The organism is Streptomyces sp. NPDC037054, from assembly GCF_055606745.1.
Genome location: NZ_JBVJSJ010000001.1, coordinates 983,126 through 1,001,530 on the forward strand (window position 1 = coordinate 983,126; position 18,405 = coordinate 1,001,530).

The window sequence follows — 18,405 nt, forward strand, 5'->3', positions numbered from 1 at the left end:
CGCGGGCGGCCCGGATCTACGTCGTGATGTCCTTCGCCGCCAGCCGGGCCCACGCCGCCGACCCGAACACCACCGCGTACAGCCCTTGCAGGCCGAGGTTCCTCAGCAGGTCGTCCCAGTACACGGGCTCGCGCATGAGGTCGGCGAAGGACAGCCAGTAGTGCGGGAAGAGGTACGGGTGGATCGCGTGGAGCTGGGGGATCTGGCCGAGGATCTGCGCGGTGATCAGCAGGCCCACGGTGGTGGCCATCGCCGCGATGCCGCTGTTGGTGAGCGTGGACACGAACAGGCCGAGCGCCGCGACGCCGGTCAGTGACGCGGCGACGACGAGGGCGATCAGCAGTGCCCTGACCAGGCCGTCTCCGAACCCGATGCGCGTCCCGGAGATCGTCGTGAGGTCGCCCAGCGGGAACAGCAGCGCCCCGACGGTCAGCGCCGAGACCGCGACGACGAGGGTGGCGACCAGGCAGAACGCGAGGACCGCGGCGTACTTGGTGAGGAGCAGGCGGGTGCGGCCCGCGGGGGCGACCAGCAGATAGCGCAGGGTGCCCGCGCTCGCCTCACCGGCGACGGCGTCGCCCGCGACGACACCGACCGCCATCGGCAGGAAGAACGGCAGGGTCGCGGCGAGGGCGCTGAAGACCAGGAACAGGCCGTTGTTGGTGACCTGGGAGATGAACGCGGGGCCCTCGCCGCCCCCGCCTCCGCCGCCCGGCGAACCGTCACCGGTCTCGATCTCCACGGCGATCCCGATGAGCACCGGCACGGCGGCCAGCACGCCCAGCAGCGCGAGGGTGCGCCAGCGCCGGAAGGTCGTCGCGAGTTCGTTGCGCAGCAGTCCGAACGTCCACAGGGCGCGCGCCGGGCGGACCACGGCAAGGCCCTCGCGGTCGCCCTCCGGGTGGCTCGTCCCCGCGGTCGTGTCAGCGCGCGACATCGAAGCCCTCCCCCGTCAGCGCCACGAACGCGTCCTCCAGGGAGGCCCGTTCGACGCCGAAGCCGCGGACCCGGACGCCGGCCGTCACCAGCGCGGCGTTCACCTCGGCGAGGTCGCGCTCCGGGGTCCCGCCGGTCACCCGGTCGCCGTCGACCACGACATCGGCGACGCCCTGTTCCTTCAGCACCCGGGCCGCGTCGCCGGTGTCCGGCGTGGTCACCGCGAGCCGCCCGCGCGCCCCGGCAGCCAGGTCGGCGACCGGGCCCTGGGTGAGGAGGCGGCCCCGCGCCATCACGGCGGCGTGCGTGCAGACCTGCTCGATCTCGTCCAGCAGGTGCGAGGAGAGGAACACGGTCGTGCCGTCCGAGGCCAACTCCCGCACCAGCGCGCGGATCTCGCGCATGCCCTGGGGGTCGAGCCCGTTGGTCGGCTCGTCCAGGACCAGCAGCCGGCGCGGTCTCAGCAGCGCGGCGGCCAGCCCCAGCCGCTGCTTCATGCCCAGCGAGTACGCCTTCGCCTTCTTGCCGGCCGCCGCGGCGAGCCCCACCCGCTCCAGCGCCGCCGCGACACGGGCACGCCGGGTGCGGGGGTCGGCGGTCGGATCGGCGGCGTCGTAGCGGATCAGGTTGTCGCGGCCGGAGAGGTGGCCGTACAGCGCGGGCCCCTCGATGAGGGCGCCGATGTGCGGCAGCACGGAGCGCGCGGCCCGGGGCATGGGCTGCCCGAGGACGCGCGCGGTGCCGGAGGTCGGTTCGACGAGCCCCATCAGCATGCGGATGGTGGTGGTCTTGCCCGAGCCGTTCGGGCCGAGGAAGCCGAAGACGCTGCCCGCCGGGACGGTCAGGTCGAGACCGTCCACGGCGAGCTGTCCGCCGCGGAAGCGCTTGGTGAGCGCGCGGGTTTCGACGACGCCGCCGCCGTCCGTGTCAGCCATCGGCTCCCCCGATCCCCCCGCGCCCTGTGCGTACGGGACTTACTTCGCGGCGTCGGCGGCCTTCACGAGGGCGTCCTTCGTGACGGCGCCCACGTAGACCTTGCCGTCGTCGGTGATCAGCGCGTTGACCAGGCGGGTCTTGAAGACCGTGCCGGAGCCGAACTCGCCCTTCACCTTGTCGCCGAGGGAGTCCAGGAAGCCGCCGAACGCGCCGAGCTCACCGGCCTCGGAGCCGGTCGGCAGGCCCTGGCCGCCGGTGTCGAAGGCGGCGACCGCGTTCCAGCCCTCGCCGATGACCTTCAGGCCCTCGGGCTTCTTGCCGAGTTCCTTGCCGAGTTCCTTGTCGAACTCCGCGCCGGGCCTGCCCGTCGGCCGGGGGGCGTGGGTGGTCGTGTCCTCCTCGGTGACCTTGGCGCCCTTGGGCGGCGTGAAGTCGAAGGTCGACGCGGCCGGCCTGGCGAAGCTGACCTTGGTGAAGCCCGCGTCCATGACGGCGGCGCCGCCGGAGGCCGGGGTCAGCGTGAACTTCAGCGGCATGCCGGTCTTCGCGTCCACGGCGACGCTGACGGCGCCGACCGTGGAGCCGGACTGCTTCGGCTCGATCAGCAGCTTGTACGCGTCCCGGCCGGCGACCTGGGCGGTGCCGTCGACCGTGACGGACGTGGTGTCGTCGACGGCCTTCAGGGCCTCCTCGGCGAAGTCCTTCGGCGTGGCCGGGACCTCGTGCTCGCGCTCGCCGCGGCCGGTGTCCTCGGCGGTGGCGTGGTAGACCTCGTTGGACTCGCTGTCGTAGCCCCAGACGTCCTCGCCGTTGTGGATGAGGCTGTACTCGGCGGCGTTCTCCAGCAGGGAGAGCTTCTGCCGGTCCGGGCCGTCGGCGGCGACGCGCAGCGTGTGCGTGCCGTTCGCCAGCTCGGTGAGCCGGGCGGACGGGTCGGCGGACGAGCCGCTGCCGCCGTCCGGGCGGCCGGCGCCCGACAGCAGGCTGTTCTCCAGCCCGCCGAGGTCGGGGAGCCCGAGGTCGGTGCTGATCTTCACGGTGCCGGACAGCTGCTGGACGTCCGACTTCGCGATCTTCTCGATCAGCTGCTGGGCGGTGATCTCCGGGAGGTCGGGGTCACCGGAGTCGGCGAGCGCGGGAACGAGCCCGATGGTCGCGGCCGCCACCCCCATCACCGCTACCGGGACGACGTACCGCGCGGCCTTGCGCCGGCCCGCGCTTCGGTCGTCGGCCTCCCCTGCGGTCGTGGTGTCGTCGGATGCGTACGGTGCCATGTGTGCCTTACCTCCGTCGTCGGCGGCGGCTGTCCGTCTCGTGTCCCCGCGTCTCGTGTACTCGCGCCGGTCCCACCCCGGGCCGCCATTGTCACCCGAATCGGTGAGCAGTGGTGTTGTCCGTGGCATCCATCTGACCAAATCGGCCGCCGAGTTGCGTCAACCCGGGGGCCCAACTCCACGTACACCTGGGGTATGACACGTGGGCCCCGGGACTCCCCCGACCAGTAGGGGTCGGGTCCGGGCGCGGGCCGGCCGACGCCGCCCGGCGGGGGCCGCGGGTCAGCCCGCGCGGTGCACCACGGCGTCGCACAGTTGCATGAGGGCCACCTTGGCGTCGCACTCCCGCAGCGGGGCCAGCGCGGCGCGCGCCTCCTCCGCGTAGCGGACGGTGTCCCGGCGGGCCTGCTCCAGCGCCGGGTGCGCCCGCAGCTCGCGCAGCGCCCGCTGGTGGCGGACGTCGTCGGTCAGGTCGCCGTCCAGCAGCTCGCACAGCGCGAGGTCGTCGGCGAGGCCGAGCCGCGCGGCCCGCTCGCGCAGCCGCAGCACCGGCAGCGTCGCGATGCCCTCGCGCAGGTCGGTGCCGGGCGTCTTGCCGGACTCGGTGGAGTCGGAGGCGATGTCGAGCACGTCGTCCGCGAGCTGGAAGGCGACCCCGAGCCGCTCGCCGTACTGCGTGAGGACGTCCACGACCTGCTCGTCGGCGCCGGACATCATCGCGCCGAACCGGCACGAGACGGCCACCAGCGAGCCCGTCTTGCCGCCGAGCACGTCCAGGTAGTGCTCGACCGGGTCACGGCCGTCCTGCGGTCCGGCCGTCTCCAGGATCTGTCCGGTGACCAGCCGCTCGAACGCGAGGGCCTGCACGCGCACCGCCTCGGGTCCGAGGTCGGCGAGGATCTGTGAGGCGCGGGCGAACAGGAAGTCTCCGGTGAGGACGGCCACCGAGTTGCCCCAGCGGGTGTTCGCGCTGGGCACCCCGCGCCGCACGTCGGCCTCGTCCATCACGTCGTCGTGGTACAGCGTCGCCAGGTGGGTCAGCTCGACGACGACGGCCGACGGCACGATCCCGGGCGCGTACGGGTCGCCGAACTGCGCGGAGAGCATCACGAGCAGCGGACGGAAACGCTTGCCGCCCGCCCGCACCAGGTGCTGGGCGGCCTCGGTGATGAACGGCACCTCGCTCTTGGTTGCTTCGAGCAACCCTTCTTCGACAGCCCTCAAACCGGCCTGGACATCGGCCTCCAGAGCCTGGTCCCGCACGCTCAGCCCGAACGGCCCGACGACGGTCACGAAGGTCTCCTGTCTGCTGGCGCCTACTGGCGATTACCTGTTTGTCGATAGGTCACTGCCATCACTCAAGTCAGCGTATCCGGTCACGTTTCGATCACCGCCAGCGCCCACCCGTCCAGGCCACCAGGTATCGGATCACGACGCGCATATTCTCGATCACTCGATACGCAATGACATAGCCGTTATGTACGACTCGAAACGAATCGTCCGGCAATGCGCCCGCCGACGCGGGCAACCGACTCCGCCGGAGCGGACCGCCACCCCTTCGGCGCACACACTCCCCCCGGCGCCCGTTTTGCCGTGCTTGACACCTCGATCCACCTTGGCCCTAAATGCCTTCGAGACCTTTACCCGTGAGTTGAATCACGCGTTCCCCCCGCCGGACACCGCACTCCCCCGAGGCCCGTATCCGCGCCTCGCGCAAGCGAGTTGAGCCGTGGCGATCGCAAAGGATCAAGTACCCCATACGCACCACACCAAGGTCAACCGGGGCGTTCTGTGATCTCGCCACTTGTTCCCGACATGTGCCCTCGCATACGTTCCCGGCCTGTCGGGCGGACGCCGAATCCTGCCACCGCCCGCACCACCGACGACGAACCCACTCGTACGGCAGGAGCGGGGGACCCAGGTAGGACGCCGGGCCGGTCACAAGACTGGAACGGCTCGGGGTGAAGCCGTGCCTCACGGGCGGCCGGGCACCTCCCGCCCGAACCCGACAGCTCACCTCGCAGGCGTAGGAGAGGAATTCGTCATGCCTGCATTCGGTCAGTCCCGCCGCGCCGGGAACCGCAGCCTCGTCCGCAAGCTCGCCGTCGCCGGAACCGGCGTCGCCGTGCTCGCGCTCCCGCTGGTCGGCGCGACCGGCGCGTCCGCCCACACCACGACCTCGGCGACCGCCGCGACGACGTACCCGGACAACCTCGACGGCTGGATCCGCCAGTCGCTCGCCGTCATGGCGGAGCGCGGCATCCCCGGCTCCTACGAGGGGATCCACCGCAACATCATGCGGGAGTCCTCGGGCAACCCGTACGCCATCAACAACTGGGACTCCAACGCCGCCGCCGGCACCCCGTCCAAGGGCCTGCTCCAGGTGATCGACCCGACGTTCCAGGCGTACCACGTGCCGGGCACCTCGCTCGACCCGTACGACCCGGTCGCGAACATCACCGCCGCCTGCAACTACGCGGCCCAGCGGTACGGCTCCATCGACAACGTCTTCGGGGCCTACTGAGCCGGCCCGCCGGACGCCGGAAACACGCGTTCGAGGACGACGGCGACGCCGTCGTCCTCGTTCGACAGCGTGATCTCGTCCGCGACCGCCCTCAGTTCGGGGTGCGCGTTGGCCATGGCGACGCCGTGCGCGGCCCAGTCGAACATCGGGATGTCGTTGGGCATGTCCCCGAAGGCGATCGTCCGGTCGGCGCCCAGCCCGAGGTGCTCGGCGGCCAGGGCGAGACCGGTCGCCTTGGTGATGCCGCACGGCTGGAGCTCCACGGTGCCCGGCCCGGACATCGTCACCGTCGCGAGGGAGCCGATCACCCCGCGGGCCGTCGCCGCCAACTCGTCGTCCGACAGGCCGTGGTGGCGCAGCAGCACCTTGCTGATCGGCGCCGCCCACAGGTCCTCGCGCCGGTCGACGCGCACGGCCGGCAGGGTGGGGTGCGGCATCAGATAGCCCGGCTCTATCAGCGTGAGCCCGTCCACGCCGTCCTGGTCGACGGCCGCGTACACCTCGCCCACCTCGGCCTCGATCTTGCCGAGCGCCGTCTCGGCCAGCTCCCGGTCCAGGGTGACCGACCACAGCAGGCGGTCCGTGGCGGCGTCGTACACCTGCGCGCCCTGCCCGCACACCGCGAGCCCCGTGCTGCCGAGGTCGGCGAGCAGCGGCCGCACCCGGGGTGCCGGGCGCCCGGTCACGACGAGGTGCCGGGCGCCGGCCCCGGCCGCCCGCGCGAGCGCGGCGCGGGACCGGTCGGAGATGGTGTCGTCACCACGCAGAAGCGTTCCGTCCAGGTCGGTGGCGATAAGGGAGTACGCGAGGGGTGCGGGCATGATCAGAGAATACGGACAACGCGCGCCGTCCCTTCACCGCGGTTTCCCCACCCGCCGTTTCTGATCCCGACCCGCCGTTTCTGATCTTCGCCAGCCGTTTGTGAGCGCGGCAGCTCACCGGCTGATCGGTCCTGTTCGGCGCGGCGCGGCCACGGTCCCGCCGCCCCTGGGGCGCGCGAAGCGTCCGGTTCGGCGGCTTGGCGCCGGTTCGCGGCACCATGCTCCGCTACCTACCCTCGGGGCCGCATTGGGCGGTACCTTCCATGTGTCCAGGGGGGACTTGATCGGGGGGTCGAGTTGAGCGGTGGACGACGCGTACGTGTGCTGACGCCCGAGGCGCTGGGCGAGGCCGACCGGGAACGCTGGCGCGAGCTGCGCGCCGCCGCGCGGGCACCGCGCAACCCGTTCATGGAACCGGAGTTCACCGACGCCGTGGGCCACGTGCGCCCGCGGGCCCGCGTCGCCGTCGTGTACGAGGGGCGCGAGGCCGTCGGCTTCCTGCCCCACGAGCGCGGACGGCTCGGGCAGGGCCGCGCGATCGGACTCGGCGTCTCGGACTGCCAGGGCGCGGTACTGCGACCCGGCCTCCGGCTCGCCACCGCCGAACTGCTGCGCGCCTGCTCGGTGTCCAGCCTCGCCTTCGACAACCTGGAGGCGGAGCAGCACCTCTTCCTCCCGTACGCGGCCGAGGAGCACCCTACCTTCGTCGTCGACGTCGGAAAGGGTTACGAGAGCTACGAGTCCGGCTTGCGCGCCCAGTCGCCGAAGTTCCTCAAGACCACGCTCGCCAAGGAGCGCAGGCTCGGCCGGCAGGCCGGCGACCTGCGGTTCGTGTTCGACGAGCGCGACCCCGCCGCGCTGCGCACCCTCATGGCGTGGAAGTCGGCCCAGTACCGCCGGACGGGCCGGCGCGACCGGTTCGCGCAGGAGTGGATCACCCGGCTCGTGGCCCGGCTCGCGGGGACGCGCGCTGCGCAGTGCACCGGGACGCTCTCCGTGCTGTACGCCGCCGGGCGCCCGGTGGCCGCCCACTTCGGGCTGCGCTCGGCGACGGTGCTGTCCTGCTGGTTCCCGGCGTACGACCCCGGGTTCGCGAAGTACTCACCGGGTCTGGTGCTGCACCTGCGGATGGCCGAGGCCGCGGCGGCCGAGGGCATCGGCCTGCTCGACCTGGGGCGCGGCCGGGCCGAGTACAAGGACGCGCTGAAGACCGGCGAACGTCCCGTGTACGAGGGCGCGGCGACCCGGCCGGGGCCGGGCGCGGCGGCCCACTGGCTGAGCCGCGAACCGGTCCGCCGCGCCCACGGTTTCGTACGCGGCCACCCGCGGCTGGCGTCGCTGGCATCACGGGCGCTGAGGGGCGCGGGGCGGCTGCGGAGGGCGGCATGAGACGTACGGGACGGACGGGGCGCGGCGCTCGCACGCGGGAGGAGATCCGGCGGTTCCTGAGCGTCGGGCCGGTGCAGGTGGCACAGGTGGACGTCACGGCGGCCGGGGTCTCCGTGCACCCGGCACCGGGCGGCCCACCGCTGACCCACGGCGAGGTGTTCGTACTGGTCAGACGGGAGGGACGGCCGGTCGGGACGGTACTGACGCGGGTGCCGGAGGGGGTGGGGGCGGTGGAGGCGCTGGGGGCGGCCGAGGTGCTGAGGGCGGTGGAGGCGCTGAGGGCGGCCGAGGCGGGGAGAGCGGTGGAAGTGGGCAAGGCGGACGCCGGGCCGCCGCCGTTCACGACGGTCGTCGTCGCCACCCGCGAGCGTTCCGGGCAGCTCGCCCGCGCGCTCGACTCGCTCCTCGCCCAGGACCACCCCCGCTTCGAGATCGTCGTCGTCGACAACGCGCCCGTAACACCCGCGACCCGTGAGCTGGTCGAGCGGAAGTACGGCGAGCGCGTGCGGTACGTGTGCGAGCCGGTGCCCGGACTCGCGGTCGCGCACAACCGCGGTCTCCTCGCCGCGCACGGGGAGGCCGTCGCGTTCACGGACGACGACGTGGTCGCCGATCCGCGCTGGCTGACCGAGCTGACCAGGCCGTTCGCGGCCGACCCGGGCCTCGGCTGCGTCACCGGCCTGATCCTGCCGGCCCGGTTGCGGACCCCCGCCCAGGTGCTGCTGGAGAGCCACGGCGGCTTCGCGAAGGGCTTCACCCCACGGACGTACGACCCCGCCGAACCGCCCGCCGACGAGCCGCTGTTCCCGTTCGCGGCGGGCCGCTTCGGTTCCGGCGCCAACATGGCCTTCCGCACCGGAGTGCTGCGCTCCGTCGGCGGCTTCGACCCGGCGACCGGCGCCGGCACCCACGCCCGGGGCGGTGACGATCTCTACGGCTTCGTCCGCGTCCTGGCCTCCGGACACCGCCTGCGCTACGCCCCGCAGGCCCTCGTCTGGCACCACCACCGGGAGACCTGGCGGGACCTGGAGACCCAGGCGTACGGCTACGGCGCCGGCCTCACCGCCTACCTCACGGCGCTCCTGGTCAACCGCCCCGCGCTGCTGCCCGCGTTCCTCGCCCGGCTGCCGCGCGGTCTCGCCCACGCGCGTGCGCTGACCGCCGTACGGGGCGGCACGGAGGCCCGCGACCGGTCGCCGGGCGGGTACGGCGTGCGTACGCACCCGTGGCCGCGTCGCCTGTCCCGGCTCCAGCGCAGGGGCATGCTGTACGGACCGCTCGGCTACCTGCGCGCCCGGCGTGCCCTGCGCACGGCGCCGAGAGGGGTGGGCTGACGTGGTGATCCCCGTGTTCCTGTATCACGCCGTGATGGACGATCCGCCCGCGTGGATCGCCGAATTCACCGTCACCCCGAGGGTGTTCGCCTCGCATCTCGACGCCGTGCGCGACAGCGGCCGTACGCCGGTCACCGTCGGCGCGGTCGCCGACCACCTGGCCGGACGCGCGGCCCTGCCGCCCCGGCCCGTCGTGCTCACCTTCGACGACGGCTTCGCCGACCTGCCGGGGCCCACCGCCGAGGCGCTCGCCGAGCGCGGCCTGCCCGCGACCGCCTACCTGACCACCGGCGCCGTCGCACCCGGCGGGCGCAGCCTGCTGCCCCCCGCCCCGATGATGACCCTGGACCAGGTGGCCGACCTGGAGCGGCACGGTCTGGAGGTCGGCAGCCACACCGTCACCCACGCCCAGCTCGACACCCTGCGCACCGGCGCCCTGGAGCACGAACTGCGCACGTCCAAAGCCGTGTTGGAACACGCCCTCGGTCATCCGGTACGCCACCTTGCCTATCCGCACGGCTACAACAGCCCCCGCGTGCGGGCCCTGGCGGCGCGCGCCGGTTACGAGACGGCGACCGCCGTGCGGCACGCGCTCAGCTCGGACCGCGACGAGCCGTACCGCATCGCCCGGCTCATCGTGCGCCGCGGCCACACCCTCGCGGACGTGCGGCGCTGGCTGGCGGGCGAGGGCGCCCGGCTCGCGCCCTACCGGGACGGCCCGAAGACGGTGGCGTGGCGCTGGTACCGCAGGACACGCGCGGCGGTGATGGGGCCGGTCTTCGCGGGGTGAGCGGGGCGAGGCGGTGAGCGGGGGTGAGGCGGGGCAAGGTGGGTGAGCGGGTGAGCGGGTCCGGGCTGGTCGCCGTGCGGCCGCATCAGGTGCGGGCCCGGTCCGGGCGGCTGGTTCAAGGCCGGGGGCCGGTCGGGTGCGGCTGGTTGAGGTGGGGGTCCGCGGCCGCTTCGCGGAGGGCGCTCCAGGCGCGGTCGTCGGCCACCGACAGGTCGCAGTGCGGCCCGGGGTCCCGGTGGTTCCACTGGAGCGCGGCCCGGACGCCGTCCAGCCGCTTCAGCACCCGGGGCACCTGCGCGTACCACTCGGCCTGCCGCCCCGGCCGGACCGGATCGGCGGCGCTGCCGAACTCGGAGAGCATCAGCGGCTTGTCGTCGGAGATGTGCGCGCGTATCCACGCGTGCGAGGCGTGCTGGGTCCGCGCGAAGGACAGCCAGTCGGCCTGGTGGCAGCGGTAGTAGTTGTACTGGTTGTAGCCGATCCAGTCGACGTACGCGTCCCCGGGGTACAGCCGCTCGAACAGCTCGGCGTGGCCCAGGTAGCCGGTGATGATCCACGTCCAGACCACGTTGTCGGCGCCCAGTTCGGCGAAGCGGTCGTGGAGGTGTCGCCAGGCCCGCACGAAGTCCTCCGGGCTGCCGCCGGCCGGGGTGCGGGTGTCCATCTCCAGGTCGAAGGAGAGGAAGACCTTCCGCCCGGTGCGCTCCCCGTACTCCTTCACGCGCCGCGCCTGTACGTCGACGACGGTGGCGTCCAGCGCGCCCGCGGCTATGCGCTTCCAGGTGGGCTGCTGCTCCGGCGTGCCGCCCCACCACTTGCTCTCCCAGGAGAGCAGCAACAGGCGGTCCTCCCCCACCCGTTGCTCCTCCGGGGTGAGCAACTGGCCCTCGCGGCGGGCCTCCGTGACGAGGGACATGTCGTGGTACGCGTACACGATGTCCAGCCGGCGGCCCACCTTGTCCTCGTAGGCCCGCACCTTCTGCGGGAGGTCGTCCCGGTCGTGCGGCACGAACGCCCCGAACCACGCGCCGCACGGCGGTTCGAGCAGGTCCGTGGGGCGGCAGTCCCCGGCCCGCGCGGACCCGTCCCCCGCGGACCCGTCCCCCGCGGACCGGTCCGCCGGTCCGGAGGAGTCGCGCAGGGCGAGCGTGCCGAGCAGGACGGTGCACAGGACCAGGGCGGACGCGACCAGCAGCCGACGGCCGCGCGCGCGACCAGCGCGGCGAACGCGGCGCACGCGGCGCACGCGGCGCACGCGGGGGACGGTGCGGGGGAACCTCACGGGGGAGCGCCCTTCGGTGTCCGTCGCGGGGAGGCGCCCAGCCGCGGGCAGAGCGCGGCGAGCGTGGTCAGCAGCGTCGTCGTCAGCAGCACGCGAGGCGCGCTGAACGCGTGCGTGGCGATCAGCGCCGTCGCGACGAGCATCACGACGGCGACGCTCAGGAAGACGGCGAGCATCAGCCGCTCCAGCAGGTCGGAGTGGCGGGCGAAGGCCGGGTCCCGGCGGTCGACGGGGCCTTCCGCGGGCCACGCGCCGAGAGCGGGCCCGCAGACCCCGACCAGGGCCGCGCCGGGTCCGGCGGCGAGGAAGACGCACACGGCGGCGGCCCTCAGCGGTGCGCCGTCGGGCAGCGCGAGGGCGGCCAGCGCCAGCCAGCCGGCGAGCGGGGGCAGCGCCCGGATCATGACCTCGCGCGGTCTCATCACTCCACCCTCCCGGCTGCCGGGGCCAGTTCGTAGAGCCGCCCGGCGCTGTTCTCCGCGACCAGCCGGAACGCGGGCGACGCGGCGACCGACTTCCGTATCCGGTCCCACTCCGGCCCGGTGAGCCGGCCGTTCATCGTGGAGTCGGCCGACTGGCCCCGCGTGAGCAGGAAGTAGGCCCGGCCCGGCGCCCGCACCCCGGCCATGTCGGCCGCGAGGGTGGCGGCGGGGCTGCGCAGGATCTCGTCGACGTGCCGCCGTTCGTCGTCCAGGAACCAGTAGTGGTCGACGTCCCAGTAGGAGCCGTGGGCGAGGGGGTAGTTGCGGTTGGCGGCGACGACCAGCGAACCGACCGGAGCCCGGTCGAGGAGCTCCCGCACCAGCGCCACTTCCTGCGGCGGGAAGTAGGTGATCCGGTCCTTGCCGGAGTAGCTGGGCACGAACGCGAGCGTCACCGCCAGCAGTACGAGCGGCGGCAGCCACGCCCCCCGTCGCGTCCGGTGCCGGTCTCCGGAGCCCGCGGCGTCTCCCGTGGCCGAGCGGGCCCCGACTTCCCGGACCTCCCGGGCCACCCTGGCCTCCTGGGCTTGCCGGGCCTCCCGGGCCTCCCGGACCGCGGCGTCGGCGGCCAGGGTGCGGACCTTCGGCAGCAGCGCCGCGGCGGCGAAGAACGCGACGCCGGGCAGCATGAACATCAGCACCCGGAAGATCATTTCGCTGCCGTAGCTGCTCGCCGCCACCATCGGCAGCGGGGCCGCCGCGAGCAGCAGCAGCGGCAGCGCCCGGTGCCGCAGCACCCGCTGGCGCACCACCCCGGCCAGCGCGAGCAGCAGCACCGAGCCGGACAGCAGCCGCGCCGCCCAGGACGTGACCACCGCGCCCGTGCCGGTCGGGGTCGTGCCGTAGCCCGTGGTGACGTTGCCGCCGATGTCGCCGACGGAACGGATCATCTCCGGCAGCGCGGCGGACAGGAACGGCAGCGCGGCCGTGAGGCACCAGGCCAGGAAGATCACGACCACCGTCGCCGTCGGCACCCAGTCGCGGTAGCGGCGCGTCAGACCCAGGACGGCCAGCGAGACGATCAGCATGCCCGGAGTGAGCTGGTGCGAGACGACGATCGCGACGGCGAGCAGCGTGATCGTCACCGTCCACACCGGTGCCCGCCGCTGACCACCCCGCACGCCCGTACGCCGGTACCGGCGCAGGACGACGGCCAGCACCCCGAGGTGCAGCGCGAACGCCACGGACTGGGGCGAGAAGTAGTCCTGGCCCACCCAGTTGGCGACGTGGAACAGCCAGACCGCCGTCCAGATCAGCCGCCGGTCCTCGGTGAACGTGCGGTAGATGAGCAGCAGCGGGAGCAGCAGCATCAGGCCGGCCACCAGCGGCCACCACGCCATGTACGTCGCCGCCGAGTCCACGCCCAGCAGGCGCACCAGGGCGGCCTGCGCGGCGAAGAAGCCGGGCCACTGGTCGTAGACGGCCATGTCGCCGAGCCGGTCGGCACTTTCCAGCCGTCCCGCCGTGAGCAGGTGGTCGACGATGGCGTCGTGCTTCCACGCCCACGCGTACAGCGGGGTCGGGTACAGCACGGCCTGCGTGGCCCGTTCCATCACCAGCAGGGCCAGGACGTACGCCGCCGACCAGCTGTGCGCGCGGCGCGGATCACGGACGGTGAGCCAGAAGCCGACGGTGAGCAGCGCGAGGCCCGCCCAGAAGGCGGGGTGCAGCGCGGTGACCAGACCGAAGTCGTCCAGGTCGGAGACGTCGGTGTGCCGCACCGCGTACAGCCACAGGGCGAGCGCGGCGAGCAGCGCGACGCCGGGCCGGGCGCCCGCGCCCCGGCGGGGCCACGCGGGCGGCAGGTCGGCGAGGTCCGCGCCGGACCCACCGGCCTCGCCGGCCTCACGGGCCTCACCGGCCCAGCTCTCGGCACCGAGCCGCGCCCGGTCCGGTCGGGATCTCTCCCCCGACGTTGTTGGCGGATGCACGACGGTCCCCCCTGGCGGTTCGGCTCCGGAGGTTCGGCTCCGGAACTGGTCAGTCGACGGCTCGGCCGGGCGTGGATCTTCGACCGGGCGCACGACTCCGGCCGGACGTACGTCTTCGACCGGGCGTGGGCCGGGGGCGCGAGGGCGGCACCAGCAGGGGTGGCGGCAGCCCGGCCGCGGCGTTCAACCGGGCCCAGGTCGTGCCGTATCCGCCACCGTCGTCGGCATCGGCATCGGCATCGGTGCGGGCATTGGCATGGGCATCGGTGGGGGCGTCGACATGGGCATCGGTGGGGGCGTCGACATCGGCGCGGCCGAGGGCGTCGGGTCCATGCCCCGGACCTGCGGGACGGCCGCCGCTGCCCCGTAGGGCGGCGCGCAGCCCGAACACGGAGACGACCGCGACCGCCGACATGGCCAGCAGCACCGCCCAGCCCGCTCCCGCGATTCCGGCCGGCGCGAACAGCACCGCCGCGCCGCCCAGGACGAGCACGCACATCGCGCCCTGGAGCGGGGCCAGCGCGCCGGTACGGCCCTGCACCCGCAGCACCCCGATGTACAGCTCCACGACCACCCTCGGCAGCGCGCCCAGCGCGAGCAGCCGCAGCACTGTCGAGCCGTGCTCGGCGTAGTCGTCGTCGAACGGCGTGAGGATGTACGGCGCGAACACCACCAGCACCAGCACCACCGGCACCAGCAGCAGCGCCATGCGCCGCAGCGCCCCGCGCACCCTGTCGGCGAGCCGGCGCGGATCGTGCGAGGCGTGCGCGGTGAGCGAGGAGGCCATGTTGATGGCCATGAACTCCATCGTCCCGCCGACCGTGTACGCCACGTAGAAGTAGCCGTTCTCCGCGGCGCTGAAGCGGACCGCGACCATCACCGGCAGCAGGTTGATCATCGCCAGGCTGAACAGCGCGCCGAGCGAGTCGCCCGCCAGGAAGCGCCTGACGTCCCGGACCTTCGGCGGTTCGAGGTCCCGGTCGGCGGCGGCCTGACGCGGGATGAGCCTGCGGAAGACCAGCCAGCCGAGCGGCAGGGTGGACAAGGCGATGGCCACGGCCCAGGACACGAAGACGCCGAGCACCGGCAGGGCGGTCGCGCACACCACCAGCAGGATCAGCTTCCCGGCCGAGAAGACCGCGTTCCCGGCCGGCACCCACTCCGTCTTGCGCAGCCCGGTCAGCACCCCGTCCTGCAGCGTGAGCAACGCCCAGGCCACGCACGCCGCGACGAACAGCGCCCCCGCGGCGGGCGTGCCGAGCGGCGCGTAGGACGGGCCCCACAGGTCGAGCGTGAGCAGGAAGACGAGGGCGGCCACGGCCACGACCAGGGAACTCGCCCCGTACACGCCCCACACCAGCCGCGCGGTCTCGCGCCCCGCGCGCGGGACGAAGCGGACCACGGCGCCGATCATCGTCGTCGCCGTGATGGCGGCCAGCAGCCGCATCGCGGCGATCGCGGCGGAGCCCTGGCCGACCGCGTCCTCCGAGTAGAAGCGGGCGGCCACCAGCCAGAAGCCGAGGCCGAGCACGGCGGAGACCCCGGTGCTGAGCATGAGGAAGTAGGCGTTCTTGAACATCGAGTCGCCGCGCCGCCCCCTCCCGGACGACCCGCCCCCGCCCGAGGCCGCCTCGGCCCGCTCCCGCTCCCGCACCGGCATCTCAGCCACGGCGCGGATCCAGCCCCAACGCACGACCGCCCCGCGGCTCCAGCCCCGACGCACGACCGCCCCGCGCATCCAGCCCCGACGCACGGCCACCGCTCGGATCCAGCCCCGGCACACGGCCGCCCCGCGGCTCCAGCCCGAACGCTCGACCGCCCCACGGATCAAGCCCCGACGCACGACCGCCCCGCCGGTCAAGCCCCGACGCACGCCCCGGCTCCGGCCCCGGCGGTGGGCCGGCGGGCCGCGCGCCCGCGTCCTCCAGCACCCGCACCGCCTCGCGGGCCCGCAGCGGGTCGACCGGCAACGCGTGCCGCGCGAACCAGCGCGCCGCCTCCGGTGCCGGCGAGGGATCCGTGAACGCCGTGCCCGCGTAGTCGTCCAGCGGCGGGTCGTAGAGGTAGCCGACGACGATGCCGCGCCGGTCCAGCGCCCGCACGGCCGCGTCCCGGTCGGCGACGAACAGCGGGACGCGGAACAGCGGTTGGGTCCGACCGCCGCCGGGCACGGGCCGGGTGCGTGGCCGCGCCCTCCGCGTGGACAGCAGCAGCTCCGTCCCTTCCCGGCACGCGGCCAGCACGTCGTCCAGCCGGTCGAGCCGGCGGCCGACACGGGCCAGCCGCAGCCCGCCGGACTCCCGCCGGTAGTCGTGCATGTCGACCCGCACCCACGGGTGGTGCGCGTCGAGGTCCGGCGCCGCCTCGACGGCGCGGGCCAGCGCGTCCGGGCGCAGCGGCATGCGGATCCCGTCCCGCTCGGCCTGCCCCAGCAGACGCAGCGCCGCCCGCGCGGCACGCCGCAGCCCCAGCCCGCGCACGGCCGCCTCCGCGTACGGCCGGACCGCGAAGGCCAGTTCGGAGGCGCTCCGGCCCGGCACGAGCAGGTCCGCGCAGGCCTTCTCCAGCGCCTCCCGCAGCCCCGGGTCGGCGCAGGACAGGAACCCGCCGGCCCCGGCCCCGGCGTGCTTGGACAGGCTGAACACGGAGGCGTCGCCCCAGGCCCCGACCGGGCGGCCACCGACCTCGCTGCCGATGGCGTGCGCCGCGTCCTCGAACAGCGGGATGCCCAACGCGTCGCACCGCGCGCGCAGTTCGGGCGCCGGGTCCGGGTTCCCGTACAGGTTCGTCGTCATGACGGCGGACAGCGAACCCCACACCTCGTCCGGCACGGCGTCGGCGTCGACGGACGCGTCCAGCGGGTGCAACGGCGCCTGCACGGGCCGCAGTCCCGCCGCGAGCACGACGAAGAGGATCACGTCGTCGTTGACCGGCGACATCAGCACCCGCCCGCCGGGCCGGCACCAGTGGCGCAGCGCCGCGTACAGGCCGACCCGGCACGACGGTACGTACACGCATTCCCGGCCGAGCCGGCCGCGCATGGTCTCTTCCAGCCGTTTCGACCGCGAGCCCGGCAGCGCCGGCCCGAGGCCGGCCTCCCCAATGGCCATCCGCCCCCCAGACGCGCCGTAGACCCCCTCCCCGAGGCCTTCCGGCACGCGCCCAGAGTCGCCCTGTTCGCACCGCTCCGTCAAGATTGCGTGCCTGTCTGTGGATAACTTCCGGTACAGCCGTGGCCCCTGCCCAAGACCGACGAACCGGCCGTAACGTGTGGCACGGTCCCACGACACGTGGAGCACCTGGCGCACACGAAAGCGAGGCAGCACCCCATGCCCCCGTTCGATGTACCCGAGGGCGACCCCTTCGGCCCGCACAACCTCCCGTACGGCGTGTTCTCGCTCCCCGGCTCCGAGGAGCGGACCGTGGGCGTCCGGCTCGGCGACCACGTCCTCGACGCGGGCGCGGCGGCCCACGCGCTCGGTTCGCCGTACGCCTCCCTGCTCGCGCGGCCGACCCTGAACCCCTTGCTCGCCGCCGGTCGCACCGCCTGGTCGGACGTCCGGCGCGCGCTGACGGCGTGGGTGACGGTGCCCTCCCACCGTCAGACCCTGGAGCCGCTGTTCCACCCGCTGTCCGACGTGACCCTGCACCTGCCCTTCGAGGTCGCCGACTACGTCGACTTCTACGCCTCCGAGAACCACGCCCGGAACGTCGGGCAGATCTTCCGCCCCGACGCCGAGGACTCCCTCACCCCGAACTGGAAGCACCTGCCCATCGGCTACCACGGCCGCTCCGGCACGGTCGTCGTGTCCGGCACGGATGTCGTACGGCCGTCGGGTCAGCGCAAGGCGCCCACCGACCCGGCGCCGGTCTTCGGGCCGTCCGTCCGCCTGGACATCGAGGCGGAGGTCGGCTTCGTGGTCGGCGTGCCGTCCGAGCTGGGCCGCCCCGTGGCGCTCGGCGACTTCCGCGAGCACGTCTTCGGGCTGTGCCTGCTGAACGACTGGTCGGCGCGCGACATCCAGGCCTGGGAGTACGTCCCGCTCGGCCCGTTCCTCGGCAAGTCCTTCACCACCTCCGTGTCCGCGTGGATCACCCCGCTGGACGCCCTGGACGCGGCCCGTGTCGCACCCCCGTCGCGCACCCACGGCCTGCTGCCCTACCTGGACGACGCCGGTGACGAGCCCGGCGGCTACGACCTGCGGATCTCCGTCGCGATCAACGGCCACACCGTGTCCGAGCCGCCCTTCTCCACCATGTACTGGACGGCCGCCCAGCAGCTGGCCCACATGACCGTGAACGGCGCCTCCCTGCGCACCGGCGACCTCTACGGATCCGGCACCGTCAGCGGCCCCGAGGAGGGCCAGCGCGGCTCGCTGCTGGAGCTGACGTGGAACGGCCGCGACCCGCTGGAACTCCCCGACGGCAAGCGGACGTTCCTCGAGGACGGGGACGTCGTGACCATGACCGCCTGGGCGCCCGGACCGGACGGGGTCCGCGTGGGGCTCGGCGAGGTCACCGGGCGCATCGTGCCGCAGTGATCGCCGGGAGCGTGTTCCCGGCGGATCGCTCCTGACCCTGTCTCGCACCGCCCGGCGCCGTCATACTGGCGTCGGGCGGTGTGCGCGGGAGGCACGCCGCGCCCGGTGCCACTGCGTGCGCCGCGGCCGGTGTACGGCGTCGGTGCGGGCGGGTCCGGGCGAGCC

General features: G+C 73.8%; 14 protein-coding genes, 1 pseudogene and 1 riboswitch. Of the genes and pseudogenes, 5 read left to right on the forward strand and 10 right to left on the reverse strand.

Annotation, left to right across the window (positions count from 1 at the left end; translation table 11 throughout):
* Positions 1-16: 16 nt before the first annotated feature.
* The 4 genes from ACZ7D7_RS04335 to ACZ7D7_RS04350 form a co-directional block, all read right to left on the reverse strand.
* Positions 17-937 (reverse strand): ABC transporter permease, encoded by a 921-nt coding sequence (locus ACZ7D7_RS04335; RefSeq protein WP_470822185.1) that lies wholly within the window; start codon positions 935-937, stop codon positions 17-19.
* Positions 924-1,871, reverse strand: a complete 948-nt coding sequence (locus tag ACZ7D7_RS04340) for an ABC transporter ATP-binding protein (protein ID WP_470822187.1) — start codon at positions 1,869-1,871, stop codon at positions 924-926. Before ACZ7D7_RS04340 ends, ACZ7D7_RS04335 begins: the two co-directional genes overlap by 14 nt.
* Positions 1,872-1,910: 39 nt before the next feature.
* Positions 1,911-3,146 carry a LolA family protein gene (locus ACZ7D7_RS04345; protein WP_470822189.1) on the reverse strand — a complete coding sequence of 412 codons (1,236 nt, stop codon included), beginning with the start codon at positions 3,144-3,146 and terminating at the stop codon, positions 1,911-1,913.
* Positions 3,147-3,428: 282 nt separating this feature from the next.
* A complete protein-coding gene (locus ACZ7D7_RS04350) occupies positions 3,429-4,439 on the reverse strand; it encodes a polyprenyl synthetase family protein (protein ID WP_470822191.1) in 1,011 nt (336 codons plus the stop codon).
* 580 nt (positions 4,440-5,019) lie between these two features.
* Positions 5,020-5,186, forward strand: a riboswitch (cyclic di-AMP (ydaO/yuaA leader).
* Positions 5,187-5,190: 4 nt separating this feature from the next.
* Between ACZ7D7_RS04350 and ACZ7D7_RS04355 the strand changes: the two genes are divergently transcribed.
* Positions 5,191-5,670 (forward strand): transglycosylase SLT domain-containing protein, encoded by a 480-nt coding sequence (locus ACZ7D7_RS04355; RefSeq protein ID WP_470822193.1) that lies wholly within the window; start codon positions 5,191-5,193, stop codon positions 5,668-5,670.
* Here ACZ7D7_RS04355 and ACZ7D7_RS04360 read toward each other — a convergent pair.
* On the reverse strand, positions 5,664-6,491 hold the full coding sequence (locus tag ACZ7D7_RS04360; protein WP_470822195.1) for an HAD family hydrolase: 828 nt from the start codon (positions 6,489-6,491) through the stop codon (positions 5,664-5,666). The genes ACZ7D7_RS04355 and ACZ7D7_RS04360 overlap by 7 nt on opposite strands.
* 321 nt (positions 6,492-6,812) lie before the next feature.
* On the opposite strand from ACZ7D7_RS04360, the gene ACZ7D7_RS04365 reads away from it, so the two are divergent.
* From ACZ7D7_RS04365 to ACZ7D7_RS04375, 3 genes are read left to right on the forward strand one after another with little or no spacing between them, the layout of a single operon-like run.
* On the forward strand, positions 6,813-7,880 hold the full coding sequence (locus tag ACZ7D7_RS04365) for a GNAT family N-acetyltransferase (protein ID WP_470822197.1): 1,068 nt from the start codon (positions 6,813-6,815) through the stop codon (positions 7,878-7,880).
* Positions 7,877-9,214 (forward strand): glycosyltransferase family 2 protein, encoded by a 1,338-nt coding sequence (locus ACZ7D7_RS04370; RefSeq protein ID WP_470822198.1) that lies wholly within the window; start codon positions 7,877-7,879, stop codon positions 9,212-9,214. Before ACZ7D7_RS04365 ends, ACZ7D7_RS04370 begins: the two co-directional genes overlap by 4 nt.
* Before the next feature lie 34 nt (positions 9,215-9,248).
* Positions 9,249-10,004 (forward strand): polysaccharide deacetylase family protein, encoded by a 756-nt coding sequence (locus ACZ7D7_RS04375; protein ID WP_470822461.1) that lies wholly within the window; start codon positions 9,249-9,251, stop codon positions 10,002-10,004.
* 115 nt (positions 10,005-10,119) lie between these two features.
* Here ACZ7D7_RS04375 and ACZ7D7_RS04380 read toward each other — a convergent pair whose 3' ends face one another.
* The 5 genes and pseudogenes from ACZ7D7_RS04380 to ACZ7D7_RS04400 all read right to left on the reverse strand — a co-directional run bounded on the left by ACZ7D7_RS04380 (position 10,120) and on the right by ACZ7D7_RS04400 (position 16,809).
* Entirely contained in the window at positions 10,120-11,259 is a 1,140-nt protein-coding gene (locus ACZ7D7_RS04380; RefSeq protein WP_470822200.1) for a glycosyl hydrolase, read from the reverse strand.
* 23 nt (positions 11,260-11,282) lie between these two features.
* A complete protein-coding gene (locus ACZ7D7_RS04385) occupies positions 11,283-11,708 on the reverse strand; it encodes a hypothetical protein (RefSeq protein ID WP_470822202.1) in 426 nt (141 codons plus the stop codon).
* Complete coding sequence (locus ACZ7D7_RS04390) at positions 11,708-13,699, reverse strand: glycosyltransferase (RefSeq protein ID WP_470822204.1); 1,992 nt, start codon at positions 13,697-13,699, stop codon at positions 11,708-11,710. Before ACZ7D7_RS04390 ends, ACZ7D7_RS04385 begins: the two co-directional genes overlap by 1 nt.
* A gap of 169 nt (positions 13,700-13,868) precedes the next feature.
* Positions 13,869-15,359, reverse strand: a pseudogene (locus ACZ7D7_RS04395) (lipopolysaccharide biosynthesis protein); the annotation flags it as partial.
* Between the two features lies 1 nt (position 15,360).
* Positions 15,361-16,809, reverse strand: a complete 1,449-nt coding sequence (locus ACZ7D7_RS04400; RefSeq protein WP_470822205.1) for a DegT/DnrJ/EryC1/StrS family aminotransferase — start codon at positions 16,807-16,809, stop codon at positions 15,361-15,363.
* Between the two features lie 219 nt (positions 16,810-17,028).
* On the opposite strand from ACZ7D7_RS04400, the gene fahA reads away from it, so the two are divergent.
* A complete protein-coding gene (gene fahA / locus ACZ7D7_RS04405; protein ID WP_470822207.1) occupies positions 17,029-18,240 on the forward strand; it encodes a fumarylacetoacetase in 1,212 nt (403 codons plus the stop codon).
* The last annotated feature ends 165 nt before the right edge of the window (positions 18,241-18,405 follow it).

Bases quoted from the DNA above. Each gene is read 5' to 3' on its own strand.
- ACZ7D7_RS04360 (WP_470822195.1), bottom strand. From the start codon at position 6,491: ATGCCCGCACCCCTCGCGTACTCCCTTATCGCCACCGACCTGGACGGA.
- ACZ7D7_RS04400 (WP_470822205.1), bottom strand. From the start codon at position 16,809: ATGGCCATTGGGGAGGCCGGCCTCGGGCCGGCGCTGCCGGGCTCGCGG.
- ACZ7D7_RS04375 (WP_470822461.1), top strand. From the start codon at position 9,249: ATGGACGATCCGCCCGCGTGGATCGCCGAATTCACCGTCACCCCGAGG.
- ACZ7D7_RS04340 (WP_470822187.1), bottom strand. From the start codon at position 1,871: ATGGCTGACACGGACGGCGGCGGCGTCGTCGAAACCCGCGCGCTCACC.
- ACZ7D7_RS04385 (WP_470822202.1), bottom strand. From the start codon at position 11,708: ATGAGACCGCGCGAGGTCATGATCCGGGCGCTGCCCCCGCTCGCCGGC.
- ACZ7D7_RS04335 (WP_470822185.1), bottom strand. From the start codon at position 937: ATGTCGCGCGCTGACACGACCGCGGGGACGAGCCACCCGGAGGGCGAC.
- fahA (WP_470822207.1), top strand. From the start codon at position 17,029: ATGCCCCCGTTCGATGTACCCGAGGGCGACCCCTTCGGCCCGCACAAC.
- ACZ7D7_RS04370 (WP_470822198.1), top strand. From the start codon at position 7,877: ATGAGACGTACGGGACGGACGGGGCGCGGCGCTCGCACGCGGGAGGAG.
- ACZ7D7_RS04345 (WP_470822189.1), bottom strand. From the start codon at position 3,146: ATGGCACCGTACGCATCCGACGACACCACGACCGCAGGGGAGGCCGAC.
- ACZ7D7_RS04355 (WP_470822193.1), top strand. From the start codon at position 5,191: ATGCCTGCATTCGGTCAGTCCCGCCGCGCCGGGAACCGCAGCCTCGTC.